26 protein-coding genes are annotated in these 24,744 nt (G+C 61.8%); 10 read left to right on the forward strand and 16 right to left on the reverse strand.

Features of this window, described 5'->3' with window-relative positions; all coding sequences use genetic code 11:
- Window positions 1-17: 17 nt before the first annotated feature.
- A complete protein-coding gene (locus tag G7009_RS02750) occupies window positions 18-731 on the reverse strand; it encodes a TorF family putative porin (RefSeq protein WP_181128448.1) in 714 nt (237 codons plus the stop codon).
- A 300-nt stretch (window positions 732-1,031) separates the two neighbouring features.
- On the opposite strand from G7009_RS02750, the gene G7009_RS02755 reads away from it, so the two are divergent.
- Entirely contained in the window at window positions 1,032-1,238 is a 207-nt protein-coding gene (locus G7009_RS02755; RefSeq protein WP_181128449.1) for a hypothetical protein, read from the forward strand.
- 108 nt (window positions 1,239-1,346) lie between these two features.
- Here G7009_RS02755 and G7009_RS02760 read toward each other — a convergent pair whose 3' ends face one another.
- From G7009_RS02760 to G7009_RS02770, 3 genes are all read right to left on the reverse strand, one after another.
- On the reverse strand, window positions 1,347-1,844 hold the full coding sequence (locus G7009_RS02760) for a signal peptidase II (RefSeq protein ID WP_181128450.1): 498 nt from the start codon (window positions 1,842-1,844) through the stop codon (window positions 1,347-1,349).
- A gap of 239 nt (window positions 1,845-2,083) precedes the next feature.
- Window positions 2,084-3,037: a YsnF/AvaK domain-containing protein gene (locus G7009_RS02765; RefSeq protein ID WP_181128451.1), complete on the reverse strand. Its 954-nt coding sequence runs from the start codon at window positions 3,035-3,037 to the stop codon at window positions 2,084-2,086.
- A 53-nt stretch (window positions 3,038-3,090) separates the two neighbouring features.
- Window positions 3,091-3,501, reverse strand: a complete 411-nt coding sequence (locus tag G7009_RS02770; RefSeq protein ID WP_181128452.1) for a DUF2382 domain-containing protein — start codon at window positions 3,499-3,501, stop codon at window positions 3,091-3,093.
- A gap of 332 nt (window positions 3,502-3,833) precedes the next feature.
- Here G7009_RS02770 and G7009_RS02775 point away from each other — a divergent pair, with 332 nt between their 5' ends.
- Window positions 3,834-5,627 (forward strand): bifunctional diguanylate cyclase/phosphodiesterase, encoded by a 1,794-nt coding sequence (locus G7009_RS02775; RefSeq protein WP_181128453.1) that lies wholly within the window; start codon window positions 3,834-3,836, stop codon window positions 5,625-5,627.
- A gap of 93 nt (window positions 5,628-5,720) precedes the next feature.
- Here G7009_RS02775 and G7009_RS02780 read toward each other — a convergent pair whose 3' ends face one another.
- The 8 genes from G7009_RS02780 to G7009_RS02815 all read right to left on the reverse strand — a co-directional run bounded on the left by G7009_RS02780 (window position 5,721) and on the right by G7009_RS02815 (window position 12,368).
- Window positions 5,721-6,722 (reverse strand): NADP-dependent oxidoreductase, encoded by a 1,002-nt coding sequence (locus G7009_RS02780; protein WP_181128454.1) that lies wholly within the window; start codon window positions 6,720-6,722, stop codon window positions 5,721-5,723.
- A 116-nt stretch (window positions 6,723-6,838) separates the two neighbouring features.
- On the reverse strand, window positions 6,839-8,002 hold the full coding sequence (locus G7009_RS02785; protein ID WP_181128455.1) for an MFS transporter: 1,164 nt from the start codon (window positions 8,000-8,002) through the stop codon (window positions 6,839-6,841).
- Window positions 8,003-8,267: 265 nt separating this feature from the next.
- A complete protein-coding gene (locus G7009_RS02790; RefSeq protein WP_181128456.1) occupies window positions 8,268-9,467 on the reverse strand; it encodes a benzoate/H(+) symporter BenE family transporter in 1,200 nt (399 codons plus the stop codon).
- Window positions 9,468-9,712: 245 nt separating this feature from the next.
- Window positions 9,713-10,084, reverse strand: coding sequence for a glutaredoxin family protein (locus G7009_RS02795; RefSeq protein ID WP_181128457.1), 372 nt, complete (start codon window positions 10,082-10,084; stop codon window positions 9,713-9,715).
- Between the two features lie 70 nt (window positions 10,085-10,154).
- The gene (gene folE, locus G7009_RS02800) at window positions 10,155-10,700 is read right to left on the reverse strand and encodes a GTP cyclohydrolase I FolE (RefSeq protein WP_181128458.1); all 546 of its coding nucleotides are present in this window, start codon (window positions 10,698-10,700) and stop codon (window positions 10,155-10,157) included.
- Window positions 10,701-10,770: 70 nt separating this feature from the next.
- The gene (locus G7009_RS02805; RefSeq protein WP_181128459.1) at window positions 10,771-11,331 is read right to left on the reverse strand and encodes a Smr/MutS family protein; all 561 of its coding nucleotides are present in this window, start codon (window positions 11,329-11,331) and stop codon (window positions 10,771-10,773) included.
- A 52-nt stretch (window positions 11,332-11,383) separates the two neighbouring features.
- The gene (locus G7009_RS02810) at window positions 11,384-11,704 is read right to left on the reverse strand and encodes a hypothetical protein (protein WP_181128460.1); all 321 of its coding nucleotides are present in this window, start codon (window positions 11,702-11,704) and stop codon (window positions 11,384-11,386) included.
- Between the two features lie 73 nt (window positions 11,705-11,777).
- Window positions 11,778-12,368: a cysteine hydrolase family protein gene (locus G7009_RS02815; RefSeq protein WP_181128461.1), complete on the reverse strand. Its 591-nt coding sequence runs from the start codon at window positions 12,366-12,368 to the stop codon at window positions 11,778-11,780.
- 177 nt (window positions 12,369-12,545) lie between these two features.
- Here G7009_RS02815 and prmB point away from each other — a divergent pair, with 177 nt between their 5' ends.
- The gene (prmB, locus tag G7009_RS02820; RefSeq protein WP_181128462.1) at window positions 12,546-13,454 is read left to right on the forward strand and encodes a 50S ribosomal protein L3 N(5)-glutamine methyltransferase; all 909 of its coding nucleotides are present in this window, start codon (window positions 12,546-12,548) and stop codon (window positions 13,452-13,454) included.
- 650 nt (window positions 13,455-14,104) lie between these two features.
- Here the strand turns inward: prmB and G7009_RS02825 are convergent.
- Together G7009_RS02825 and G7009_RS02830 are read right to left on the reverse strand one after the other, a co-directional pair.
- The gene (locus G7009_RS02825) at window positions 14,105-14,893 is read right to left on the reverse strand and encodes a hypothetical protein (protein ID WP_181128463.1); all 789 of its coding nucleotides are present in this window, start codon (window positions 14,891-14,893) and stop codon (window positions 14,105-14,107) included.
- A gap of 170 nt (window positions 14,894-15,063) precedes the next feature.
- Window positions 15,064-16,026 carry an alpha/beta hydrolase gene (locus G7009_RS02830; protein WP_181128464.1) on the reverse strand — a complete coding sequence of 321 codons (963 nt, stop codon included), beginning with the start codon at window positions 16,024-16,026 and terminating at the stop codon, window positions 15,064-15,066.
- Between the two features lie 134 nt (window positions 16,027-16,160).
- On the opposite strand from G7009_RS02830, the gene aroC reads away from it, so the two are divergent.
- From aroC to G7009_RS02845, 3 genes are read left to right on the forward strand one after another with little or no spacing between them, the layout of a single operon-like run.
- Complete coding sequence (gene aroC / locus G7009_RS02835; protein ID WP_181128465.1) at window positions 16,161-17,252, forward strand: chorismate synthase; 1,092 nt, start codon at window positions 16,161-16,163, stop codon at window positions 17,250-17,252.
- A 38-nt stretch (window positions 17,253-17,290) separates the two neighbouring features.
- On the forward strand, window positions 17,291-18,445 hold the full coding sequence (locus G7009_RS02840) for an MFS transporter (RefSeq protein ID WP_181128466.1): 1,155 nt from the start codon (window positions 17,291-17,293) through the stop codon (window positions 18,443-18,445).
- Window positions 18,445-18,978, forward strand: a complete 534-nt coding sequence (locus G7009_RS02845; RefSeq protein ID WP_181128467.1) for a hypothetical protein — start codon at window positions 18,445-18,447, stop codon at window positions 18,976-18,978. Before G7009_RS02840 ends, G7009_RS02845 begins: the two co-directional genes overlap by 1 nt.
- 89 nt (window positions 18,979-19,067) lie before the next feature.
- Here the strand turns inward: G7009_RS02845 and G7009_RS02850 are convergent, their stop codons facing one another.
- The gene (locus tag G7009_RS02850) at window positions 19,068-19,340 is read right to left on the reverse strand and encodes a DUF3509 domain-containing protein (protein ID WP_181128468.1); all 273 of its coding nucleotides are present in this window, start codon (window positions 19,338-19,340) and stop codon (window positions 19,068-19,070) included.
- A gap of 267 nt (window positions 19,341-19,607) precedes the next feature.
- On the opposite strand from G7009_RS02850, the gene G7009_RS02855 reads away from it, so the two are divergent.
- Window positions 19,608-20,132 (forward strand): ankyrin repeat domain-containing protein, encoded by a 525-nt coding sequence (locus tag G7009_RS02855; protein ID WP_181128469.1) that lies wholly within the window; start codon window positions 19,608-19,610, stop codon window positions 20,130-20,132.
- Between the two features lie 59 nt (window positions 20,133-20,191).
- Window positions 20,192-20,722 (forward strand): hypothetical protein, encoded by a 531-nt coding sequence (locus G7009_RS02860; RefSeq protein WP_181128470.1) that lies wholly within the window; start codon window positions 20,192-20,194, stop codon window positions 20,720-20,722.
- A gap of 46 nt (window positions 20,723-20,768) precedes the next feature.
- On the opposite strand, the gene G7009_RS02865 is transcribed toward G7009_RS02860, so the two are convergent.
- Window positions 20,769-21,707 carry a ZIP family metal transporter gene (locus tag G7009_RS02865; RefSeq protein WP_181128471.1) on the reverse strand — a complete coding sequence of 313 codons (939 nt, stop codon included), beginning with the start codon at window positions 21,705-21,707 and terminating at the stop codon, window positions 20,769-20,771.
- A 127-nt stretch (window positions 21,708-21,834) separates the two neighbouring features.
- Between G7009_RS02865 and G7009_RS02870 the strand changes: the two genes are divergently transcribed.
- Window positions 21,835-22,032, forward strand: coding sequence for a PLDc N-terminal domain-containing protein (locus G7009_RS02870; protein WP_181128472.1), 198 nt, complete (start codon window positions 21,835-21,837; stop codon window positions 22,030-22,032).
- 515 nt (window positions 22,033-22,547) lie between these two features.
- Window positions 22,548-24,626 carry an LTA synthase family protein gene (locus G7009_RS02875; protein ID WP_181128473.1) on the forward strand — a complete coding sequence of 693 codons (2,079 nt, stop codon included), beginning with the start codon at window positions 22,548-22,550 and terminating at the stop codon, window positions 24,624-24,626.
- The last annotated feature ends 118 nt before the right edge of the window (window positions 24,627-24,744 follow it).

Consider the following 24,744-nt stretch of genomic DNA (forward strand, 5'->3'; position numbering starts at 1 on the left):
GGCCGTTTGCTCGGCAACTAGAAAAAGCTGCGCTGTGCCTTGAGCGTCACCATGCTTTCACAGTAGGTATTGAGCCCGGTGTATGCATCGCAGCCACTGTCACTGAGTTCCGAGCTGCTGTAGATCAGGTTGAGGTCCATGCCCAACCAGGGGCGCGAGAGTTCCAGTGACCAGTCGTTGAAGCTCTCCACCTGGCTGCCCTCGCCGATGGTGAAAGGCGTGCCCAGGCGATGGTGGGCAACTTTGACGGTCAGGCCGACACCGAGCATGGGCACTTGGCCAAAGTCGGCGAACAGTGTCCCGGTGCGGTTCTCGGGGGTGTCGTTCAACGCGCCGCCCAGGCGGCTGCCGAATACGGACAGCCCCCCGTATACGGCATGGCTGTCGTTGCCGGAGATATCCGGGTAGCTGTAGTGGATCAGTCCCACCTCATAGCCGAGGCTGGTATTGAAACGCTGCTTGTACCCCAGGTAGCTGTCGACCTGGAGGCTGGAAGTCAGGCCCATGCTCGGCGCGTACTGGCCGACGTACCAGCCGCTGGCGTGGGTGAGGTCCAGGCCTCCATGGAAAGAGCCGATGGCGCTGGGCGAGATCAGCCCCTGGGCCATGGTGCGGGAGGCGATGGTCCCCAGCTTGAAGTCGAAATCGCCCAGTTGGCGCTGGATCTGCTGGGCCAGCAGCGGCGGGCTGAAGAGAAGGGCTGCCGTCAACAGCAGCAGGGGCCTGGTCATGGTCACCCTTCTGGAGGCTGCTCAAGGAGGATTGAGGATACCTGTGTTGGTGCCTCGGTGGAACCGCACATGGCCGACCGAGACAAGCCAGGAGGCTGGTTCTGGACGCTGCGAAGACCAAACCGACCCTCATTCGAAAGCGAATTGGCCGTTATCGGCTCATGTTCGGCGCAATTGCCTGGAGCGGACTATTCTCTGTCATTGGATAGTGGGGGGCAGCCGCCGCATGCGACTGTCTTACGCCATGAGCGCTCATGCAGGGTCGCGCGCTCCTCACGTATCCTTTCCAGGAGCCATGCCATGCACAATTATCTAAGACTCAGGCAGGAAGCCGAACTGCTCAAGCAACAGGCATTGGAGGCGATCAAGCGTCGAGACGATGCCAAGGCCGAGGGGCGACCCGCAGCGGAAATGGAAAGGCTGAAGCAGGAAGCGGATACGCTTATGCGGGACTTCACCAAGTTCGTGATCAAGAATTTCGAAAAATACTGCGTTTCGATTCATTGACGCGGAGTCCGACATTTAGCGCGTTCGTGTTGGACGAACCTCGCTTGCACGCATGCATTCGCTGAATCGGGCTCCAGTCCAGGCCTGCAGGGTGAGATCACGATCGTCTCAAGCCCACCTTGGCTTTCTAAACCCTTCGAGTACCAGTACTGCGGCTCCGCCCATGATGGCCATGTCGGCGAGATTGAACACGCCAGTGTGCAAATGGCCAAGGTTGAGCACCAGATAGTCCACGACATGCCCGCCACGAAACGCTCGATCGATCAGGTTGGAGCCACCGCCGAGCGCGATCAGGTAGACCGCCGCGGCCTTGCCCAGCGCGCGTTTCCAGCGAGCCAGCGCCCATCCGGCCGCCCAGAACACGACTACGCCAACCCCGAGAATGAAGACCAGCTGTTTCACATCGGGCGAAAGACCGGCGCCCAGGCTGAGGAACGCTCCGGGATTGAGGCTCAGGCCCAGATCTACCCAGGCGGCACCGCTGCCCCATTTGAAACTGTTGGCGTCCAGGTGAAGCAGGGCAAGTACCTTTACCCACTGGTCGAGGCCGATGAAGCCAAGGCCCAGGCAAATGGCGAAGAAGCGGCTTTTCAATAGGTGTTGCATGGAGGTCTCGAAGGCGGAACGGGAGGAGGGAGTCGCATTGGCGCGAAGATAGCGCAGGGCTGGACAAACGTCCAGTGGATGAAGTGTAGAGGGGTTGTTGTCCGAATTCGCCAGCCCATGTGTCAGATGCTGGAACTTGTCCTGGCTGCCACAATGTTGGAAGTCGAAAGACAAATTCCGACATGAGAAAAGAACAGGCCGCCCGAAGGCGGCCCGCATCTCGGTCACGCAAGGCGCTATCAACGATCCTTGAGGCGGCCAGTCAGAGGATCCACGTTCTTGTCGCGGGTCAGCGAATCGTGGTCGGTCTCTACATCCACATCGGTACGACGCACGGTGTCACGCACGGTCTCTTGGCGATCGGAAGACTCCTTGCCGACGGTGACTTCTTCGACCACACGTGCCGATTTCTCGACGACCACTTCTTCAGCGGTTTCCTGGATTTCGATGGAGCCGGCCTTGAAGCTGTTGAGCTCGCTCGCCGAGGCGGCACGGTCAACCGGGCGACGCTCGATGTGAGCATGCTCTTCATGCAGGTTCACGGTTTCTTCCACGGGACGCTCGGTCACCCGGGAAACCACACGTACCCGGCCGGTATTGACTTCACGCTTGCCTACTCGAAGGTCTTCTTCGATGACAGGGATCGCCGTGCGACCGGTAGGGTCTTCGACGCGACGATCGACCACTTCAGCGTGATCGGTGCCCTGATGCGTGCCGGCGAGATGGGTGGTAGTCGTGTCTTGTACGCCAGCCACGCCCGAGGCATAAGTGCCCGAGGTGCCTTCATAATCCCAGGAAGAGTCGGTCCAGGTGCGAGAGCGCTCGTCGATATCGATGGCGCCGTTGCGCTCGAGTATCTCTTCGGCTTCTTCGCCCAGCTCGTCGGTGGCGACTGTGACGGTCAGCAAGGTCGCGCCGCGGCGGTAGGCTTCAGGATAGGCACGGCCATGACGGTGCGGTTTGTCGTCTTCGTCGGTACCGAAGAGCGAGCCGAAGAAATGGCTGACCTTGTCCATGAAGGACTCATCATGCTCATGACGCAGATCGGTGGTGTCAGTACTGTTCTGGGGGGCATCGAGGGAGGATGATGAGATTTGGATGTCGCTTTCCAGGATCTGTTTTGACAGCAGCTGTTGCTTGGCAGCTTGAGCTTCACTCAGGTTGTCGAATGCCGCTACTAGAGTATGTGTCATGGTCATCTCTCTTCTTTGCTAGGGAATAATGGGCGTTGATTAAAAGCTCGTGATCAATCAGAGTCCGAAGGGTTGCGCTCATCCTGTTTGAGCACGACGGTTTCACTTCTCAGTGTCACATCTTGAGTGCAGGGCACTTCATCCACGTGATACCGGATCTGTAGCTCTTCCTTGAGGACAAGGCGTTTTTCCACGACCAGGACTTCTTCCAGAACGGGAATGATGGTCAGGCCGTCTACGGTCCTGACTTGGGGAGGGTTCGCAGGGTCCACCGTAATGCCTCTGGGCACGCGCTCCACCGACGCCCCCCGACGTTGCAGGACTTCCGACACCTCGTAGTTCCGTGTTTCGACGTGTTTTTCTACCGTGATCACGCCCGTGGTGACGGTTCGTTTACCTACGGTAGCGAACTCCTCGAGGACGGGGATTGGCTTGTTCGGATCGAGCATGTCGGGGTCGTTCATAAAACCGATCGTTACCTCGAAGATGTGCTTGGCTACTATTAAGCTGAGTGCCTTTAGGCGGGATCAGTTCAAAACGATCGCTGTTGCATGGATTCGGCAGACGAGCGGTCTTATAAGCAGATATATCCTCTCTATGCCTTTGTTTATGAACGTCCTTGTGTACAACGCTCCTGGCTGGCCAGCCTGGATATATCGAGTCACGTTCGGCCAACAACGACGGAATGCGACGCCCGTCGAGCGTCCTATTTGAAGCTTGATATCGGGTGGATAGCCAAGTGCCATCTTTTCTGGGATGCTGCCCTTACCCCATGTATTAACGAAGCAGGTGAGCCATGACAGGCGGTCCTCCTATCCCGATTCAGGAAAGCAAGCGCCTGGCCGCGCTATCAGAGCTGTGCCTCTTCGAAAGCCAAGGGGATGTAGAGCTCGATGCGATGGTGAATATGGCTGCCCGGGCGTTCAAGGTGCCGATCTGTCTGGTTTCCATCGTCAGTAGCCGGCAGCAGTGGTTCAAGGCCAGGGCGGGCCTGGCCGCTGCGTCGACCTCCAGGGACGTGTCCTTCTGCGCCTATACGATCTTGCAGAAGCAGCCGCTGGAAATCCCGGACGCGACCTGCGACCCCAGGTTTCTGGGCAATCCCCTGGTCACGGGTGAACCCGGTATCCGTTATTACTGCGGCGCGCCACTGATCACCGAAGAGGGGCTGGCCATCGGCAGTTTGTGCCTGATCGACACCGTTGGCAGGCCGGCAATGAGCGAGTCGGACAAATCGATGCTGGTCGGCTTCGCCGACCTGGTGATGAAGATCCTGACAGGCATCCGCCTCAGGAATTTTGTCGATCAACCGACAGGCCTGATGAATCGAATGCGGTTGCACTGCGATGTCGAGGATCGACTTGCCCAACAGGGCGAACTGACGCTGTTGGTGGTCGATATCATGACCGCCACGCAGCTCAGTGGCGTGGTCACGGCTCTGGGGTACAACTTTGCCCACGACCTGATCTTGAGCGTCAAGGACCTGATCGTCGGGCAATTGTGCGGTGCGCGGCAGCTGTACAAGATCAGCCCGACCCGCTTTGGCTTCGTCCTTCCCGAGGAGGTGGACATAGATAGCGCCTGTGCCGGGTTAGTGCAGGCGCTCACGCCGCCTGTGGAATGCCATGGGGTTCCGGTAACCTTGGACGCCGGTATTGGCGTGTTGCCGATTTCCAGGGGCCCCGATCATGATCTGGATTGGCTGAGAGTGGTGGTCAGTGCCGCCGACCAGGCCAGGCGTACGTCGCGGCGCTGGGCCTTCTACGAACCGAAGGTCGATGCCGCCCAGCGGCGCGCATTGATCCTGCTCGGCTCGTTGTCGCAAGCGCTGGCCAGCACGGATCAATTGCACCTGGTCTACCAGCCGAAGGTCGACCTGCAGTCTGGCGAGTGTCGCTCGGTGGAGGCGTTGCTGAGGTGGGACCATCCCCAGCTGGGCCCGGTATCGCCCGCCGAGTTCATTCCCCTGGCAGAGAAGACGGCGTTGATCACCGATATCAGCTTCTGGGTGTTGACGTCGGTAATCCAGTATCTCAAGCGCTGCCCGGTGGAGGGGTTGGCCGTGAGCATGAATATCACGGCGCGGGATCTGGAAAACCCGCTGTTCATGGACAGGTTGCTGGAGGCAATGGCCTATCATCAGATCGAGCCGACGCGCATAGAACTGGAATTTACCGAAGGCGTGTTGATCGAGCAGCCTGACATGGTCGATCAGCAATTGCAGCGGGCCCGACGCGTGGGGATCGGTATCGCTATCGATGACTTCGGTACCGGATACAGCAATTGGGCCTACTTGAGCCGCATCCCCGCGACTATGGTCAAGTTGGACAAGACCTTGGTGCAAAAGGTCTCGGCCAGTACCAAGGACGCGCTGCTGGTCAAGACGCTGATCGAGCTGGCGGGAAAGCTGGGGTATCAGGTGGCCGCCGAGGGGATCGAGACGCCGCAGATGCTGGCGCAGGTCAAAGCGTGGGGGTGCGCGCAGGGGCAGGGGTTCTATCTGGCCAGGCCCATGAGCGAGGCGGCATTCGAGCGGTGGCATGCGCAGCTGCGACCGCAGCAATCGTGGGCTGGGGGCATGCTCGATTGAGCTCTTGGAGGCTGCGCGAGCAGGTGGTAGGCGTTGCGCAGGTGACACCGCCCGGCATGTCTTCGACACATGACGAGCGGTGGCAGGAAGGGGTCAGACCTTCAACACTAACTTGCCGAAATTCTCCCCATTGAACAGTTTCAACAGGGTCTCGGGGAAGGTTTCCAGTCCTTCGACCACGTCTTCCTTGCTTTTTACCTGCCCGCTAGCGAGCCAGCCTGCGATTTCCTGCGCGGCAGCGCCATACTTGGCGGTATGGTCCATGACCACGAAGCCTTCCATGCGCGCGCGGTTGATCAGCAGCGAGAAATAGTTGGCCGGGCCTTTGATGGCTTCCTTGTTGTTGTACTGGCTGATGGCGCCGCAGATGACGACGCGCGCCTTGACGTTGATGCGGGTCAGCACGGTATCGAGAATGTCGCCGCCGACATTATCGAAGTACACGTCCACGCCCTTGGAGCACTCGCGCTTGAGGCCGGCGAGGACATCTTCGGCCTTGTAGTCGATGACGCCGTCGAAGCCGAGTTCTTCTTTCAGGTACTGGCACTTCTGTGCCCCACCTGCGATGCCGACCACCCGGCAGCCCTTGATCTTGGCGATCTGCCCGACAATGCTGCCGACCGCGCCGGCAGCGCCGGAGATGACCACGGTCTCGCCTTCCTTGGGTTGGCCGACCTCGAGCAAGGCGAAGTAGGCAGTCATGCCGGTCATGCCTAGAGCGGAGAGATAGCGAGGCAGGGGTGCGAGGTCGGGGTCGATCTTGTGCAGATCCTGCGCTTCGCCGGTAAAGTAATCCTGCACGCCCAGCGCGCCGCTGACGTAGTCGCCGACCTTGTACTTGGGATGATTCGACGCAGTCACTTGGCCTACTCCGAGGGCACGCATGACCTCGCCAAGGCCCACGGGGGGAATGTAGGACTTGCCTTCGTTCATCCAGCCGCGCATGGCGGGGTCGAGGGAAAGGTAGAGGTTCTTGACCTGGACCTGGCCTTCGGTCGGTGATGGGACGGCGGCTTCATCGAAGGTAAAGTCGTCCCGGCGCACGGCACCGACAGGACGTTTGGTGAGCAGGAAGCGGCGATTGGTCTGGGTCATTGCACGGGCCTCGGTGGATGGCGATGTGTGTTGATAGTTCGTTGCTTGCGGCCCGGCAAGGTTCACCTGGATGGCGAATGGGAGGCGATTCAGCGAGGTGATCGGAAGCGGCGCGGTCAACGCGCCGACAAGCGTACGTCGCGCTCGCTGCTTGCCAGTACTCCCGCGACCGCCAGGCAGCCGAGCAGCAACGCTGCGCCGAAGATGAGCAAGGCCGTGTTCGGTCCCAGATGATCGCTCAGCATTCCTGTGAGTATTACCGGGAGGCTGAAGCCCAGATAGGCGAGCAGGAAGAACCCTGCGCTGGCGCGGGTTTTCTCGCTGCCGGCCAACTGGTTCACCGCGGCGAGCCCACCAAGGTAGATGAAGCCATAGCAGGCGCTGCTGGCCACCACGGCTCCAGCCAGTACCGCCGCCAGCTGACCCTGCATGGCGCCCCAGGCAAGCAATGCGTAACCACAGGGCAGGATCGACAAACCGAGCAGGGTGGCGCGCGCGCTGGGCAGGCGGCGGGCCAGCGGCTGGAAGAGCAGGCCGCAACTGATCACGCAGAAGGTCGAGAACCCGGACCAGGCGCTAAGGCCGTGTTGCCGCAGAATGCTCGGCAACAGGGCGATCACCAGGCCGACACAGGCCCAGGCGAGCAGGATGGCGAAGCCGTAGGCCAGGCTGCCGTCGGGATAGGCCGGCAGGCGCAGCATCGGGCTGTGACGGTCGGCCCTGCGGTCGGGCAGGCGCCAGGCGGCGATCAGCGCCACGGTTGCCAGGGCCAGGTGCAAGGGAAAGCTGCCGGGCGTGAGCGTGGGTCCTTGCAGAAGGAACACGCTGGTCAAGGCCGCGCCCAGACCGAAACCCAGCGAGGTACTGGCAGTGACCCAGTTGGCCGCGCGGCCGGGGGCGCTGCCGGGCATGAGTTCGCTCATGTAGGCGGTTGCAGTGGCGGAGGCCAGTCCAGTCCCCAGACCGAGCAGCAGGCGCGCCACGGCCAGGGTTTCCAGGCCGGGGGCGAGCAGGGTCAGCAGGGTGGCGAGCATCGACAGGGCAAGCGCAACCAGGATCAACGGACGTCGACCGACCCGATCGGCAAGGCCTCCGAGCAGCAGGAGGACAGGGATCACACCCAGGACATAGCCGGAAAATGCCACGGCGGTGGCCGCCGCGCCTTGTCCGGAAAGATCGGCATAGGCCGTATAGAGCGGAGCCTGGAGGTTGACGGCCAGGGTGATCAGGCACAAGGCGAAGGCCAGGCGAAAGTGGGCGATCGGGTTAGCGGTGGGCATGGGTGGTTCCTTGAGGGGTGTTGGCCGGTTGGTCTGCATCTCACATAGTGGACCTGTGGCAAGGGCCGGGACGCCGGACCGCCTGCGATCAAGCCCGGAGGGGTCGCCTGGCAACGAAGATCGTTCATTCAGCACGGTGGTCGTGGATGCGCTAGATACAGGTAATCCGCGTACCCACAACCATCAGGGTGAATACAGCGTTAGCTTTACCAGGCGAGGCCTGCGGCCTCGTTCGCAGGCGTCCGGCGTCCCGGCAAGCCCGCTCCTACACGGGCCCCGGCTTTCGTGGACTCAGGATCATCAACGCCATCACTCCCGCGATGATTCCCCAAAACGCGGAGCCGATCGAAAACAGCGTCAGCCCCGATGCCGTGACCATGAAGGTGATCACCGCTGCCTCACGCTCGCGGGCTTCGCTCATGGCGACGGTCAGCCCGTTCATGATCGAGCCGAACAGGGCCAAGGCTGCGATGGACAGCACCAGCTCCTTGGGCAGCGCTGCGAACAAGGCCGCGAGGGTGGCGCCGAAAACCCCGGCGACACCATAGAAGATCCCGCACCAGACGGCCGCGGTATAGCGTTTGCTCGGGTCTTCATGAGCGTGCGGGCCGGTACAGATGGCCGCGCTGATGGCGGCCAGGTTGATGCCGTGGGAGCCGAAAGGGGCAAGCAGCAAGGATGCCAGGCCCGTGGCGGAAATCAGGGGGGAAGCCGGCACCTGATAGCCGTCGGCACGCAGCACGGCGATGCCGGGCATGTTTTGCGAAGTCATTGCCACGACGAACAGCGGGATACCGATGCTGATGGTCGCGGCGAGTGAAAAGCTTGGCGTGGTCCAGATCGGCGCCGCCACCTCGAGGCTGAAGCCGCTGAAATCCAGCAGGCCCAAGGCGCCGGACAGTGCCGTGCCGACCAGTAGGGCGGCCAGTACGCAATAGCGTGGCGACAGACGCTTGATCAACAGGTAGCTGAAGAACATGCCCATCACCAGCAAGGTACGGTGCTGGGCGGCGACGAAGATCTCGCTGCCTATCTTGAACAGGATCCCGGCCAGCAACGCCGATGCCAGCGAAGCCGGAATGCGCCTGACCAAACGCTCGAAGCTGCCGGTCAGCCCGCAGATCAGTACCAATATCGCGCAGGTGATGTAGGCGCCGATGGCCTCGCCGTAGCCGACGCCGCCCAGGCTGGTGATCAACAGCGCCGCCCCGGGCGTTGACCAGGCGATGGTAATGGGCGTGCGGTAGCGCAGGGACAGCCCGATGCTGCAGATCGCCATGCCGATCGACAGTGCCCAGATCCACGAGGAGATCTGCGCGCTGCTCAGACCTGCTGCCTGGCCAGCCTGGAACATCAGCACCAGGGAACTGGTGTAGCCGGTGAGCATCGCGATGAAGCCGGCGACCACGGCCGACGCAGAGGTGTCTGCCAGTGGGCGCAGCCGCGCTGAGGTGGCATTGGTCATGGGGAACTCCTTGTACTTGTGTAAGCTTTTTTCAGCCTAGCGCGACAAGGGGCGATGCTTGCGGTACAGCGGGGAGTGCATTTAACCGTACAGTCGATGAGCGGGCTGCTGGCTGGCGCAGGCATGCCATGGCATTTTAGCGCTCTTGAGATCGAGCGCCGCCCGCGCGGCGCTCGATCTCAAGAGCGCGTTAGAAATCCGACGGCATGCGCGCAGGGAGCACGACACGCCTTGGAAGCAACCTCTCAACTCTCGGAAAACCGCCTGTCCAGATAAGCAATGATCTCCTTGGACTCATACATCCAGGTCGTCTTGCCTTCTTCCTCGATCCTCAGGCACGGCACCTTCACCCGGCCGCCGCCGTCGAGCAGGGCCTGGCGATGGACAGGGTCATGCTTGGCATCGCGCAATGCGACCGGCACGTTCAATCTGTGCAGGGCGCGGCGGGTCTTGACGCAGAACGGGCAGGCATGGAACTGGTACAGCGCAAGGCCGCGCGCCTGCTCCTCGACGCGCGCCTGGGCTGCCGGGTCGCGCTTGCGCTTGGCCGGGCGGCTGATCCAGTCGCCGAACACGATGAGCTGGCCGAGGCCGACGCGCAGGGCTTTGACGATCATGGGCAACTCCTGATCTTGTTGAACGCCGAAAAAAGCCGACCCCGAGGGGCCGGCTCGGATCGCAGGCCGATCACTTGATCAGGCTGAGGAATTCGCTACGCGTGGCCGAATTTTCCCGGAAAGCACCGAGCATCACCGAGGTGATCATGCTCGAATTCTGCTTCTCGATACCACGCATCATCATGCACATGTGCTTGGCTTCGATGACCACGGCGACACCGGTAGCACCAGTCACCTGCTGCACGGCCTCGGCGATCTCGCGGCTGAGGTTTTCCTGGATCTGCAGGCGGCGGGCATACATGTCGACGATGCGGGCAACCTTCGACAGGCCCAGTACCTTGCCCGCAGGCAGGTAAGCCACGTGGGCCTTGCCGATGAACGGCAGCATGTGGTGTTCGCACATCGAATACAGCTCGATATCCCGGACGAGCACCATTTCGCTGTTGTCGGAGCTGAACAGCGCGCCGTTGGTGACTTCTTCCAGGGTTTGCTCATAACCGCGGCAAAGGTACTTCATCGCCTTCGCGGCCCGCTTGGGCGTGTCACGCAGGCCCTCGCGGGAAACATCCTCGCCGAGTTGGCTGAGAATCGCGGTGTAGTTCTGTTCCAGGGACATGGATCTAACCTGTGGGATTAATCGCAAACGCGAAGGGTACGGCGGCGCGGGCGACGCTGCAAGCGCGACGTCATTCGTCGCGACCTTCGAGCATGGTGCGCTTGAGCATCACATAGACCGCGCCGGTACCCCCATGGCGGGGCTGGCACGAGGCAAAGCCGAGTACCTGCTGATGCTGGCGGAGCCAGGTATTGACGTGGCTCTTGATCATTGGCCGCCTGCCGTCGATCCGCGCGGCCTTGCCGTGAGTCACGCGCACGCAGCGCACCTCCAGCTTGGTCGCCTCGGCGATGAAGGCCCACAAGGTTTCGCGCGCACGCTCCACGGTCATGCCATGCAGGTCGAGGCTGCCCTCGAACGGGATCTGCCCGAGCTTGAGCTTGCGGATCTGGCCTTCCTGAACGCCGTCACGCCGCCACAGCAACTCGTCTTCGGCGCCGACGTCGATCACGAACTGATCGGACATGCCGTCCACGACCAGAGCTTGGTCGCTGCGAATCGTCGCCGCCTGGCGCAGGCCGGCCAGTTGCTTGCGGTCGGTCCTGGGCTTGCCGACTTCGGCGCGGTCGTGCTTGATCGGTTTGACGCCGCGGATCTCGCTGCGGAACAGGGAAAAATCGTCGTCTTGCATGCATGCCTCCACGTGGGCGGCGTAGTTTACGCGACTGCTCGACGTCGTACAGTCAATCGTGCTTTTTCATCAAGTGAGGTGAAAGGTTCAGCTCGCGATGACGACGCAGACGCAGGCGACTGCGGCGCCAGAAACGGACACCGAGGTAGAGCATGAGCAGGCCGGAGACAGCCAGAACGATACCCAATGGCCGATTGGCGTTGAGTTCGGCAAGCGCGTCATAGTTGCCCAGCAGCCCGGCGATACCGGCCATGGCCAGGAGAATGCCGAAAGTGGCAAGCACGGCAGACAAGCCTGCGGCCAACCGCACGCCCCAGTGACGGGGCTGGCGGGTGCGCAGGCGTTTGGCATCGAAACTGTCGGAGAGCTTCATTCCGATCTCCTTTGTGGATATCGGGGGTTGGACTTCTGGCCCACCCTCCGGGTTCCGGTCGACCGCTGGGCGGTCAGATCAGGCTGGCGGTGGGGGCTACGCAAGCGAAATTGTCGGCCATCACGGCCATTTCATTGCGGTGGATCTGGGCGGCGGGGATGACCTCGTCCTTGAAGGCCAGGTCGCGGGTAGTCGATGCATCTTCCACCAGGGTGCAACGGTAACCATAGTCCTTGGCGCGCCGCACGGTGGTACTGACGCTGGAATGGCTCATGAACCCACAGACGATGAGATCCAGGTGGCCGAGCGCCTGCAAGGTTTCGTGCAGCTGGGTGTTCTTGAAGGCATTAGGCATGCGCTTCTCGATGACGGTCTCGCCCGCGAGTGGCTCAAGGCCCGGAATGAACTCGCCACGACTGCCTTGCGGATCGAACAGGCCTCCGACGGTACCCAGGTGGCGAACATGGATGATCGGGCGCCCGGCCTTGCGCGCGGCCTCGAGCAACCGGGTGATGTTGGCCACGGCCTCGTCCATGCCAGACAGCGCCAGGGGACCGCTCAGGTACTCCTTTTGCGCATCGATGACAATCAGGCTGGCCTGGCTCAGCTTGGCCGGCGGATAGTCGCGACCGCTGAGGCGGAACATCGTGGTTGGAACAGACATCAAGGGCTCCTTGGGTAGGGCTTTTGTGCCCTATTCTCCCTTGCCTTGGCGACAATGGGAATGCTTGACATCGCAGATAGCGTAGTTCCTGGCCTGCGGGCCACTTCCGGCAACGCCGAGGGAACATTTATCCACTTGGACTGTTAGACTTTTGTACTGTCTGAAAAGGAGTCATCCGTGATCACATCCCGCCTGCGCACCTTGCGCGACCATATTCGTTGGGCGGTCAGCCGCTTCCACGAACACGATTTGTTCTTTGGTCATGGCGCCGACAATGCCTGGGACGAAGCCCGCCTTCTGGTGTTGGGCGCCGTGCACCTGCCATGGGAAATCGCTGACGCCTACCTGGACTGCCAGCTCGAGGATGACGAGCGAGTACGTCTGCAGCATCTGCTCAAGCGCCGCATCGAAGACCGTGTACCGACTGCCTACCTGCTCGGTGAAGCCTGGTTCTGCGGCATGGCCTTCAAAGTCGACGAGCGCGTGCTGGTGCCACGTTCGCCTATCGGTGAGCTGATCGAAAAGCGCTTCGAACCGTGGTTGGCCGAGGAACCCACGCGCATCCTCGACCTTTGCACGGGCTCGGGATGCATCGGCATCGTCGCCGCCGAGGTGTTTCCGGAGGCCGAAGTGGTGTTGGCCGACCTCTCGTTCGAAGCCTTGGAAGTGGCCAATGGCAATATCGAGCGCCATGGCCTGGAGGATCGAGTGTTTACCGTCCAGGGCGATGGATTCGGCGGTTTGCCGGGACAGCGCTTCGACCTGATCCTGTCGAACCCGCCCTATGTCGACGCCGAGGATTTCGCCGACATGCCGGCTGAGTATCACCATGAACCCGAGCTAGGCTTGGCGTGCGGTTCCGATGGCCTTGATTTGGTGCGACGCATGCTGGCCGAGGCTGCCGACCACCTGTCCGAGAAGGGCTTGCTGATCGTCGAGGTCGGCAATAGCCAAGTGCATGTCGAGGAACTGTATCCGGAAGTCGACTTCGCCTGGCTGGAGTTCGAGCGAGGCGGGCATGGGGTGTTCATGCTGACGGCGGCGCAGTGCCGGGAGCATCAGGCATTGTTCGCTTCGCGGGTGTAGTGGGGGCTGGAGTGTGTTGTGGCTGCCAGGCGCATGCCGTTGGGCTTTCTAGCGCCCTCGAGATCGAGCGCCGCCCGCGCGCGCGGCGCTTCGCGTAGTGCATGTTGTTGGATTTTTAGTGCCCTTGAGATCGAGCGCCGCCTGTGCGGCGCTTCGCGTAGTGCATGTTGTTGGATTTTTAGTGCCCTTGAGATCGAGCGCCGCCCGCGCGGCGCTTCGCGGGTAAACCCGCTCCCACATTTGTTGCAACGTACCATGGCCTGATAGACCGAGTTCTTAGCCCTGCTTGTAAGACTTGATATCGAGGTGTCAGCAAAAGCCTATAGAAATCTTCAGCCAAGCACCAAGGCTGACAACTCCTCTCTCTCAGGCCATGGTGCGTTGCAACAAATGTGGGAGCGGGTTTACCCGCGAAGCGCCGCGCGGGCGGCGCTCGATTTCAGGGGCGCTACAAATGCTATGACATGCACTACGCGAAGCGCCGCGCGGGCGGCGCTCGATCTCCGGGGCACTAAAAATGCCATGACATGCCCTGCGCGAAGCGCCGCACGGGCAGCGCTCGATCTCGAGGGCGCTAAAAAAACCACGGCACGCATCTAGCGACCACTCCCCAACCAACCTCACCCCCCGATAATCCGTAAACCCTATATCTACCGAGTAGCCATCCAGATCAGCAACCCCGCCTGAAACACCGAAAACGCCACCAGACAGGTAATGGTGAAACGCAATCCGCTGTCTTCTCGGCTGTACCTGGCTACTCGTTCATCCCGCTCGCGCAGCTGCGCTTCCTTCTCCTGCAGGCTCTGCTCCGCCTGCTGCAGCATGCTTGCCGCGTCCAGGATGCCGACGGGCTGGACTCTGTCACCGTTCCATCCCGCCTTGAGCTGGCCAACCTGTAGCTCCACCGTATGTGCCTTCAGGCGCTGTGCATCCGTATAGGCCACTTCCATCCCCGCGCTCTGCAGGACATGGTCTCGGCGCAGACGGATGTCTTCGTTCAATGGACTCTTGGTGAGCAGGTCGGTGGCCTCGATGCGGTAATGCGACCATCTGCGCTGCAGCCACAAGACAGCCTGGGCAATCAGGAAGCGCCCCAGGCCCCGGTTCGCCGGATCGACCTGCAACCCGGCGTCGGCGCCCAGGCGCACCAGGCGCTCATCATGATCGACCCAGACATCCAGCCGGTTCTGCTCCTTGTGCACCTTCTGCCCGGGAAGGCGCACTTCCAGGCGCAGCAGGCTGCAGATCTTGCTATGCCGCTCGGTGTGGCCATATTCCACGAAGCGCAACGGTCGTGCGCCACTGGTGCGGTCGGTAGGCAAAGGCGCCAGGCGCAGCAGTTGGAAGCGCTCGGGCACCACATCGGCCCAGAGGTGGGTTTCCCCCTGAGGAGTCTGTTGTTCTTCGCCGGTATTGGCGGCTGCGGGGGCGTCGGTCATCAGGAAGTCCTCTGTGCACGTCTCGGCGTCCAGCGCGGGGCCGACAGATGAGGCTACCCGGCGAGCCGAGACCTGATCAGGAAGGGCAGGGCCCTTGCCGCACGCGCATGATTGTCAGAAGACTTATCGGCCAGCGCGGGCGATTCCTGAGGGTGCTCGTCGAGGCTTCTTCAGCTGGCGGGCAGCCCCTGGATGAACGCAATGATCCGCTCACCCAGCTCCCGCGCCAGCGGCAGGTCGGGATTGTTGTAGCTGTCACGCTGCTGGCTCATGTCCCGAGGACTGATGCGCAGCATGTGGTTCATGCCGTCGATCAATGCCAGCTGGGCATCGGGCTTGGCCGCCTGCAAGCGCTCGGCATCCTCCACGTCCACCTGCACATCGTTGCGCCCCTGCAGGATCAGCGCCGGTACCTTGAGCCGGGCGAAGGCCGCCGCGGGGTCCTGGCGAAACAGCGAGATCAGGTAGGGCTGTACGCTGGGCCGGAACACCGAGCGTAATGGGGCGGGCACGTCAAGGCTGGTCTGCCCGGCCTGCAGGCGATCGAGCAAGGCGGTGCCTCGGGCCAGGTCGGCGGGGCGCAGGCGCTGCGCCAGTTGCTCACGCAGTACCTGCGCCACCGGTCGACCACTGCCGGCAAGGGTGATGACGGCACTGGCATCGGCCTGTTCGGCGGCCAGGCTGGCGATCAAGGCACCTTCGCTATGGCCTATCAGAATCAACTGGCCGAAACGCGGATCGGCCTTGAGCTTGCGACTCCAGGCTACGGCATCGTCCACGTAGCGCTCGACACTGAGGTCACGCTCGTCAGGCGTGGCCGGTTGGCTGGCGGCCACGCCGCGCTTGTCGTAACGCACGCTGGCGATGTGCTCGTTGGCCAGCAGCAAGGCCAGGCGCTTGAGGTTGTCGATGCGACCACCCGCCGGGTTGTTGCCGTCACGATCGGTGGGGCCGGAGCCTGCGATGATGAGCACCACCGGCGGTGGCGTATCGCCTTGCGGCAGGAGCAGACTGCCATGCAAGGTCCCCTGGCCGGTATCCAGGCTGATCGGGCGATGCAGGACGGTCGGGGCGGCGGCTTGCGCCAGGCCGGCGCAGAACAGCAGAAGCAGGGCGGCGATGCGTGACATCATGAGGCTACTACGTGAGGGGATGCCGGTTGGACCCGGCACCTGGCGCAAGGTTCGTTCAACGGGGATGAACTGCCCGGTGCGCCTGCGTATACTGGCGGCCTTGTTCAAATCAGGCTGATTCGCGGAGCGTCTGCATGTCCGGCAATACCTACGGCAAGCTGTTCACTGTCACCACCGCTGGCGAGAGCCATGGTCCGGCGTTGGTCGCCATTGTCGACGGCTGCCCGCCCGGCCTGGAGATCTCCCTGGCCGACCTGCAGCACGATCTCGACCGGCGCAAGCCGGGCACCAGTCGGCATACCACCCAGCGTCAGGAGGCCGACGAGGTCGAGATCCTCTCCGGTGTGTTCGAAGGGCGGACCACGGGCTGCTCCATCGGCCTCCTGATCCGCAATACCGACCAGAAGTCCAAGGACTACTCGGCGATCAAGGACCTGTTTCGCCCGGCCCATGCCGACTACACCTATCATCACAAATACGGCACTCGCGACTACCGTGGCGGCGGCCGCAGCTCGGCGCGCGAAACGGCCATGCGCGTGGCCGCCGGTGCCATCGCCAAGAAGTACCTGGCTACCCAGGGTATTCAGGTGCGCGGCTACATGAGCCAGCTCGGCCCGATCGACATTCCGTTCAAGGGCTGGGATTCGGTCGAGGACAACGCCTTCTTCAGTCCCGACCCAGCCAAGGTACCGGAGCTGGAGGCGTACATGGACCAGTTGCGCCGCGACCAGGATTCGGTCGGCGCGAAGATCACCGTGGTCGCCGAAGGCGTGATGCCGGGCCTGGGCGAGCCGATCTTCGACCGTCTGGACGCGGAGCTCGCCCATGCGCTGATGAGCATCAACGCGGTCAAGGGCGTGGAGATCGGCGCCGGGTTCGCCAGTGTCGCCCAGCGCGGCACCGAACACCGCGACGAGCTGACCCCTGAGGGCTTCCTGAGCAACAATGCCGGCGGCATCCTCGGTGGGATTTCCTCCGGCCAGCCGATCATTGCCCATTTGGCGCTCAAGCCAACCTCTAGCATCACCGTGCCGGGTCGCTCCATCGATGTCGACGGCAACCCGGTGGACGTGATCACCAAGGGCCGTCACGATCCCTGCGTGGGCATCCGTGCCACGCCGATCGCCGAAGCCATGATGGCCATCGTGCTGATGGATCATCTGTTGCGCCACCGTGCGCAGAACGCCGAGGTGCGTGTTTCCACGCCAGTGCTGGGGCAGATCTGATGGCGCATCCCGGCGCGCGCGCCGTGGCCGCCTGAGCCGTGGCGCCGATCCCGTACTGGCGACTGTCCAGCTTCTACCTGTTCTACTTCGCCCTGCTCGGATCGACAGCGCCGTTCCTGGCGCTGTACTTCGATCACCTGGGCTTTTCTCCGGCGCGGATCGGCGAGCTGGTGGCGATCCCCATGCTGATGCGCTGCGTCGCCCCCAACCTGTGGGGCTGGCTGGGTGATCGCAGCGGCCAGCGCCTGTTGATCGTGCGCCTGGGGGCGCTAGCGACGCTGGCCACCTTCTCGCTGATCTTCCTGGGCAAGAGCTACGCCTGGCTGGCGCTGGTAATGGCGTTGCACGCCTTCTTCTGGCATGCGGTGCTGCCGCAGTTCGAAGTGATCACCTTGGCCCACCTGCAGGGCCAGACGGGGCGCTACAGCCAGGTGCGCCTGTGGGGTTCGATCGGGTTCATTCTCACGGTGGTCGGGCTGGGACAGCTGTTCGAGTGGCTGAGCCTGGACATCTACCCGATTGCTCTGGTGGCGATCATGGCGGGTATCGTCGCTGCCAGCCTCTGGGTACCCAACGCCCAGCCGCCGGAACATCCCGAGCGCAGCGCCGCCGGAGGCTTTCTCAAGCAGCTGACGGCGCCAGGCGTGCTGGCGTTCTACCTGTGCGTGGGGCTGATGCAGCTCAGTCACGGGCCTTACTACACCTTCCTCACCCTGCATCTCGAGCACCTGGGCTATAGCCGCGGGGCCATCGGCCTGTTATGGGCGCTGGGCGTGGTGGCCGAGGTGCTGGTATTCCTGTTCATGGCCAGGATCTTCGCGCGCTTTTCGATCCAGCAGGTCCTGTTGGCCAGCTTCGTGCTGGCAGGGCTTCGCTGGTTGCTGCTGGGAACCTTGGCCGATGTCCCGGCCGTGCTGGTGTTCAGCCAGATCCTGCATGCGGCGACCTTCGGTTGTTTCCATGCCGCGGCCATCGCCTTCGTCCAGTCCAGTTTCGGTGCTCGGCAACAAGGGCAGGGGCAAGCGCTGTATGCCGCCCTGGCCGGTACGGGTGGTGCGCTCGGCGCGCTGTATTCGGGCTACAGCTGGAGCCTGCTGGGCCCACACTTCACCTTTGGTATAGCCAGCCTCGCCGCCATCGCGGCAGCGGTTATCATCGTCATTCGAATGAAAGAGACCGGGAACAACCCCTGATGAGCTTCCTCAGCGTTTACCACCAGTCCAGCCCTTCGGTACCCAACAAGGTGCTGACTCACCGCGATGACATCATTGCGACCCTGGCCGAGTGCGGCGTACGTTTCGAACGCTGTCGCGCGGAGGCGGCGATCCAGCCGGGTGACGACAGCGAAGCCGTGATCGATGCCTGTCGCGAACAGCTCGACCGCTTGATGACCGAGCGGGGCCTGGCGGCCGTGAAGGTGATCAGCATTGGTGGGGCACAGGCACAGCCACTCGAATTTGGCGACGAACATCTGCATACCGGTGAAGAGGTATGTTGGTTCGTGGCAGGAAATGGTCAGGTAGTGGTGCGCAATGATGAGTCTTTTTTTGCCGTGCTATGCGACAAGCATGACCTGGTGGTGATACCCGGCGGCATGCGTCGCTGGTTCGACCTGGGTGAGCAGGCACAGTGCGTGGCGATTCGGCTCTTCAAGGATGAGCAGGGCGCTCGACCCACTTATACAGGTGATCTGATTCCGCGCCAATTACCCCGGTTCGACGACTGATCGACGCCTGCAGGGGAAATTCGCGGGGTAATTCCTCTTCCATCGGATCTGTCATGGAAAAGGCATTGCCCCGCGAATCCGGTGCAACCTCAACGGTAGGTCGGCAGAGCGAAACGCTGCTGGCTTTGCAGCATGTTGATCACTGGCAGTTCGCTGGCTTGTTCGGCGAGGTCGCGGCGAATGGCGCTGATGGCCCACGACAGTTGCTCTGCGCTATGCATCTGGCTGTAAGACAGTACTCGGCGAGTCACTTTGCCGTCCGGGGTGCGCAGGGACAGCAGGATGCCGCCATCGGGACGTGGCTGGGTAGTGACCTGGTAAGCGGAAAAGACCGAGGCGAACTTTTGCTGGATGAGGTCCATATCAACTCCTGACATTGGATTTTCAGAGATGAGTTGATGGTTGCAGCGACTGTGCCAGCTTTTTATCTTACAAAAAAACCTTTAAAATCAATTAGTTACTAATAAAATTTTGTGGGAACCCCGTGCATTGTGCATGGTCGGGCAAATTGCATAGTGCATTTTGCATGGTGATGAGGATTCCCTATCGAATGCATGCATTCGGAACCTTTGACGCGCGAGTACTGCCTGACAAAGACTTAGGCATTACCCATTGCCAGGAGGTTCCAGATGTCCGATCAGCGTCAGCCCGCCACCATGAACGATGACGAGGCTGCGGCCTTTGTCAGCCAGGTATTCGACTGTGCCCGTCAGGGCGATGCCCAGATGCTGGGACGTTTGCTCGGCAGCGGCTTGCCGGTGAACCTGCGTAACCACAAGGGCGACACGTTGCTGATGCTGGCCAGCTATCACGGCCATCACGAAGCCGTGCGCGTGCTCCTGGAGCATGGTGCCGATCCCCTCATCGCCAATGACAACGGTCAACTGCCCATTGCCGGTGCTGCGTTCAAGGGCGATCTGAAGATGATTCAGCTGCTGATGGAGCAGGGCGTGGTGGTGGATGCCGCGGCGGCGGATGGTCGTACAGCGCTGATGCTGGCGGCCATGTTCAATCGTACCGAGATCCTCGATTTTCTCCTGCAGCACGGCGCTGATCCGCGACGCCAGGACGCACGCGGGGCCACGGCGCTGGATGCGGCACGGACCATGGGCGCCACGGACACCGCCGCGCGGCTGGAGGCGCTGGCCGGCTAACCGTGCAGGGCCTTTTAAGGCTATCCTTGGCGACTTTTTTCAAGCCGCAGGGCCCTTTCATGAAAAACCAGTTGCTCGAACTCATCAGCCTGATCGGTGCCGGCTGCCTGCGCGAGGAAGACATCGAGCGTATCGCCGAGGAAGCCAGCCAGGCGTATGCTGACCCGGCCGGGTTCCTGGCCGCCAACCCCGATATCAACTATGACGACAGCTTCCCGATCCCACTGGGCGAGTGGATCGTCGTCGGCAGCTTGCCCGAGACCGTCCTGTTCCAGGCTGACAGCTACCCTGAACTGTTCCAGCATATCGTCGACTCCTTCGACAAGAGCATCGCCTTCACCCTCAAGCCCAAGCAATTGGCCAAGACCGAGCCACTGACCGCGCTCAACCGCATTCAGGTGCAGATGTCGGCTCTGAACAAGGAAGCAGGGGGCTATGTGCTGTTGAACTTCAGCCAGTTGCTGGACGATGAGCTGCAAATGGTCATGGTCGGGCAGAACGACCTGCCACGCGTGCTGGAGTTGAGCGAGCAAGTGGGCATCGCCGCGGCGCCTGCCCTGGAGGCGTTGCGGGTGGCAGTCCACGTCTAGCGGCGTGCACGGTCGGTTCGAATACTCGACTCGACCGTACCAGCCGCTAGCCCAAGGCGGTATCGAGGAACATCATCACGGCGAACCCGCCCATCAGGCCGACGGTGGCGGAAGTCTGATGGCCGTTGCGGTGCGTTTCGGGGATCACCTCATGGGAGACCACGAAGAGCATCGCGCCGGCGGCCACTCCCATGCTGATCGGGTAGGCCAGTGCGAAACCCGTGGAGATGCCAAGGCCCATCACGGCCCCCAACGGTTCCATCAGGCCCGAGCCGATGGCCACCAGCGCGGCCTTGAAGTTGGACAGGCCGGTAGCGCGAAGCGCCAGGGCAACGGCGAGGCCTTCGGGAATGTCCTGAATGGCGATGGCGCTGGTCAGTGGCAGGCCGATGCTCATGTCGCCATTGGTGAAGCTGACGCCGATGGCCATCCCCTCCGGCAGGTTATGCAGGGTGATGGCCAGGACGAACAGCCAGACCCGGCTGATGCGTTCTGTCTCCGGGCCGCGTGGTCCGGTGCTTTCATGTTCGTGGGGGGTGAAATGGTCCAGGCCGAGCATCAGCAGCACCCCCAGGGTCATGCCGAGCACTACGGTGAAGGCGGCGCCCGGACCGCTGCCGGTGATTTCACGGGCGGCGTCTAAACCAGGCAGGATCAACGAAAACGAACTGGCCGCGAGCATCATACCCGCGGCGAAGCCAAGCATCACGTCCTGGCTGCGGGTACTGACATCGCGCAGGATGATCGCCAGGACGGCCCCCAGCGCCGTCGCGCCGAAGCCTGCCGATCCGCCGAGCACCGCCAGGTGGAGGTTATGGGCATGATCGCCATTGATTGCATTCCAGATGCTGACCAACAGCAGCACGACGATGATCAACAGGCTCAGGCCCAGGCCGGCGCTCAGCCAGGGCGAATTGTGCGCCTGCTGCCGCCAGGCGTTGACGAGCGAGTAGGGTGCCGCGCTTTCGGTTTGGGAGGGTGGCATCTGGACCTCGTCGGCAATGGCATGAGAGCAGTGTATTCCCGTTGCCCGTCAAGCTCGTCAGGTTTTCCTTCATGGGCGTGATAGCGGACTATGCTCAGCGACATCAACGACGTGCAGGAGCGGCAACATGGGTTCCACGTTCAATGGCCTGGTCGGCCTTATCATTCTTGCGTTGGACATCTGGGCAGTCGTCAACGTTCTCAAAAGCGGTGCAGGAGGCGGAGCGAAGATCTTGTGGGTGCTGTTGATCCTGTTGTTGCCGGTATTCGGGCTGATCATCTGGCTGATCGCCGGGCCGCGAGGGAATGTGCGAACGGGTGGATAAAGACCGCTAGCGCGCGATGCCAGCCAGTCAAGGAACACTATTCGATTTCTTACAGGCTTAAGCTTTTGGCTTCGGTTTCGAGAATCTGTGTGATGCTGATGGCCTCATCGCGGGACAAGCCCGCTCGCCACCGGGGATTACCGCGCACCGGTGGCGAGCGGGCTTGTCCCGCGATGAGGCCATCAGCATCCACAAGCTCGAGAGCTACCAGATAAGTTCAGCCTGTAAGAAATCGAATAGTGTTCCTTGGCTGACTGGCATTATGCGCTAGCGCCCTTTTTCTGGGCCTTGAGAGCCGAGGCATATAGGGGTAACCCCAGAATGTCTGAAATAGCTGCCCTGCTCGACAATGAACCCTCCGTGACAAAATTTTCACACGGCATTAACCACAATCCGCGCCGCGCAATGCTGCGTTGGCCCAATTGTCGTTTTACTCGACGGCATTTCCGGGCACATTAGGCTGTTGGGCGACGTATGCCCCCTCGCAAACCCGTAATCCTAGGATCCTCTCATTCATGGCCAACACGGATGCCCTGAAACAACGAGCGGCGTCGCGCCCGTTCGTGCCGACCCTCAAATCGCACCTTCTCTATACGCTGCTCTGCGCTCTGGTAATCATGCTGATGCTCAGCCTGGTCCGTCTGGGGCTGCTGCTCTATAACAGCGACATGATCGGCGATACGCCTTATTCCACCGTCGCCGAGGGTTTCCTCAACGGGCTGCGCTTCGACTTGCGCGTCGTGGTCTATCTCAGCATTCCGCTGCTGCTGGCCATACTCAGCCCCAGGGCCATGGCGGCGCGGGGGGTGTTCCGCCTGTGGCTGACGCTCGCGTCCAGCATCGTGATGTTCCTCGGCCTGGTGGAAATGGACTTCTATCGCGAATTCCATCAGCGCCTCAACGGTCTGGTCTTCCAGTACATCAAGGAAGACCCCAAGACCGTCATGAGCATGCTCTGGTACGGCTTCCCGGTCGTGCGCTATCTGCTGGCATGGGTCTTCGGCACCTGGCTGCTGAGCCTGCTGTTCAAAGGTATCGATCGTCTGACCCGTGGCGGCAATACCTCCGGCGCGGTGAGCGGGCAGCGAAGCATTGCGCCATGGTACAACCGGCTGGCCGTGTTCATGGTCATCCTGCTGGTGGCCGTGGTCGCTGCACGCGGCACATTGCGCCAAGGGCCGCCCATGCGCTGGGGCGATGCCTTCACCACCGATTCGAACTTCGTCAACCAGCTCGGCCTGAACGGTACCCTGACCCTGATCGACGCGGCGAAGAGCCGTTTCGGCGAAGACCGCGCCAATATCTGGAAGGCGACGCTCGACCCCGTACAGGCCCAGCAGAACGTACGCGAAGTGCTGCTCACGCCGAACGATACGCTGGTCGACGCCGACAGCGCCGCGATCCGTCGCGATTTCCTGCCGCCCGCCGAGCGTGCCTTGCCGATCAAGAACGTTGTGGTGATCCTCATGGAGAGCTTCGCCGGGCACTCGGTAGGGGCCCTGGGCAGCCAGACCCGAATCACGCCGTACTTCGACAAGCTCGCCAAGGACGGTCTGCTGTTCGATCGCTTCTTTTCCAATGGTACCCACACCCATCAGGGCATGTTCGCCACCATGGCGTGCTTCCCCAACCTGCCAGGTTTCGAGTACCTGATGCAGACGCCCGAAGGCGGGCACAAGCTGTCCGGCCTGCCAGCCCTGCTCAGTGCTCGCGACTACGATGACGTGTATGTCTACAACGGTGATTTTGCCTGGGATAACCAGTCCGGTTTCTTCGGCAACCAAGGCATGACCACCTTCATTGGCCGCAACGACTTCGTCAATCCGGTGTTCTCCGACCCCACCTGGGGCGTGTCCGACCAGGACATGTTCGATCGAGCCGCCGAGGAGCTGGCGAACAACTACGGCAAGAAGCCGTTCTATGCCCTGTTGCAGACCCTTTCCAACCATACCCCCTATGCGTTGCCCAAGGATCTGCCGGTCGAGCCGGTTACGGGCCAGGGCCGTCTCGACGAGCACTTGACCGCCATGCGCTATTCGGACTGGGCGTTGGGCCAGTTCTTCGAAAAGGCGCGCAAGCAGCCGTACTTCAAGGAGACCTTGTTCGTCATCGTCGGTGACCACGGTTTCGGCAACCATCAGCAGGTCACCGAGCTGGACCTTGGACGCTTCAATGTCCCGCTGCTGCTGATCGCGCCAGGCATCCAGGAAAAATTCGGCGCAGTCAGCCATACCGTGGGTACCCAGGTCGATGTCGTCCCGACCATCATGGGCCGTCTGGGTGGGCAGACCCGTCACCAGTGCTGGGGTCGAGACCTGCTCAATCTCCCCGAGGGCGATCAGGGTCTCGGCATGATCAAGCCTTCGGGCAGCGAGCAGATCGTCGGCCTGGTACAGGGCGACCGCATCCTGATCGAGTCCAAGGACATGAACCCACGCCTGTATCGCTACCAGCTTGGCAACGAGTTCAAGGCCGAGCTGATCGAAAGCCCCGACCAGGCAGAGATGGTGCGCAAGCTGGAGTCCTACATCCAGACGGCGACCAAGAGCTTGCTGGATAATACGGCAGGTGTAGTTCACGGAAAGCCTGAGTAAGACCTTGGTCCTGTTTGCGCGGTGTATCTTCAGGGATACCCGCGCGAACTGCGGCCTACAGCCGCTACCGGGCTCAGGGCAATCACCGCTTGGCCATCTCTTGTGAACGAACCCCAGA

The sequence above is a fragment of the Pseudomonas capeferrum genome, from assembly GCF_013523055.1.
In the GTDB taxonomy this organism is placed as follows: Bacteria; Pseudomonadota; Gammaproteobacteria; order Pseudomonadales; family Pseudomonadaceae; genus Aquipseudomonas; species Aquipseudomonas capeferrum_A.

What these genes read in the sequence shown, in the direction of transcription:
- G7009_RS02750 (WP_181128448.1), bottom strand. Translation starts at nt 731, where the DNA reads ATGACCAGGCCCCTGCTGCTGTTGACGGCAGCCCTTCTCTTCAGCCCG.
- G7009_RS02755 (WP_181128449.1), top strand. Translation starts at nt 1,032, where the DNA reads ATGCACAATTATCTAAGACTCAGGCAGGAAGCCGAACTGCTCAAGCAA.
- G7009_RS02760 (WP_181128450.1), bottom strand. Translation starts at nt 1,844, where the DNA reads ATGCAACACCTATTGAAAAGCCGCTTCTTCGCCATTTGCCTGGGCCTT.
- G7009_RS02765 (WP_181128451.1), bottom strand. Translation starts at nt 3,037, where the DNA reads ATGACACATACTCTAGTAGCGGCATTCGACAACCTGAGTGAAGCTCAA.
- G7009_RS02770 (WP_181128452.1), bottom strand. Translation starts at nt 3,501, where the DNA reads ATGAACGACCCCGACATGCTCGATCCGAACAAGCCAATCCCCGTCCTC.
- G7009_RS02775 (WP_181128453.1), top strand. Translation starts at nt 3,834, where the DNA reads ATGACAGGCGGTCCTCCTATCCCGATTCAGGAAAGCAAGCGCCTGGCC.
- G7009_RS02780 (WP_181128454.1), bottom strand. Translation starts at nt 6,722, where the DNA reads ATGACCCAGACCAATCGCCGCTTCCTGCTCACCAAACGTCCTGTCGGT.
- G7009_RS02785 (WP_181128455.1), bottom strand. Translation starts at nt 8,002, where the DNA reads ATGCCCACCGCTAACCCGATCGCCCACTTTCGCCTGGCCTTCGCCTTG.
- G7009_RS02790 (WP_181128456.1), bottom strand. Translation starts at nt 9,467, where the DNA reads ATGACCAATGCCACCTCAGCGCGGCTGCGCCCACTGGCAGACACCTCT.
- G7009_RS02795 (WP_181128457.1), bottom strand. Translation starts at nt 10,084, where the DNA reads ATGATCGTCAAAGCCCTGCGCGTCGGCCTCGGCCAGCTCATCGTGTTC.
- folE (WP_181128458.1), bottom strand. Translation starts at nt 10,700, where the DNA reads ATGTCCCTGGAACAGAACTACACCGCGATTCTCAGCCAACTCGGCGAG.
- G7009_RS02805 (WP_181128459.1), bottom strand. Translation starts at nt 11,331, where the DNA reads ATGCAAGACGACGATTTTTCCCTGTTCCGCAGCGAGATCCGCGGCGTC.
- G7009_RS02810 (WP_181128460.1), bottom strand. Translation starts at nt 11,704, where the DNA reads ATGAAGCTCTCCGACAGTTTCGATGCCAAACGCCTGCGCACCCGCCAG.
- G7009_RS02815 (WP_181128461.1), bottom strand. Translation starts at nt 12,368, where the DNA reads ATGTCTGTTCCAACCACGATGTTCCGCCTCAGCGGTCGCGACTATCCG.
- G7009_RS02825 (WP_181128463.1), bottom strand. Translation starts at nt 14,893, where the DNA reads ATGACCGACGCCCCCGCAGCCGCCAATACCGGCGAAGAACAACAGACT.
- G7009_RS02830 (WP_181128464.1), bottom strand. Translation starts at nt 16,026, where the DNA reads ATGATGTCACGCATCGCCGCCCTGCTTCTGCTGTTCTGCGCCGGCCTG.
- aroC (WP_181128465.1), top strand. Translation starts at nt 16,161, where the DNA reads ATGTCCGGCAATACCTACGGCAAGCTGTTCACTGTCACCACCGCTGGC.
- G7009_RS02845 (WP_181128467.1), top strand. Translation starts at nt 18,445, where the DNA reads ATGAGCTTCCTCAGCGTTTACCACCAGTCCAGCCCTTCGGTACCCAAC.
- G7009_RS02850 (WP_181128468.1), bottom strand. Translation starts at nt 19,340, where the DNA reads ATGGACCTCATCCAGCAAAAGTTCGCCTCGGTCTTTTCCGCTTACCAG.
- G7009_RS02855 (WP_181128469.1), top strand. Translation starts at nt 19,608, where the DNA reads ATGTCCGATCAGCGTCAGCCCGCCACCATGAACGATGACGAGGCTGCG.
- G7009_RS02860 (WP_181128470.1), top strand. Translation starts at nt 20,192, where the DNA reads ATGAAAAACCAGTTGCTCGAACTCATCAGCCTGATCGGTGCCGGCTGC.
- G7009_RS02865 (WP_181128471.1), bottom strand. Translation starts at nt 21,707, where the DNA reads ATGCCACCCTCCCAAACCGAAAGCGCGGCACCCTACTCGCTCGTCAAC.
- G7009_RS02870 (WP_181128472.1), top strand. Translation starts at nt 21,835, where the DNA reads ATGGGTTCCACGTTCAATGGCCTGGTCGGCCTTATCATTCTTGCGTTG.
- G7009_RS02875 (WP_181128473.1), top strand. Translation starts at nt 22,548, where the DNA reads ATGGCCAACACGGATGCCCTGAAACAACGAGCGGCGTCGCGCCCGTTC.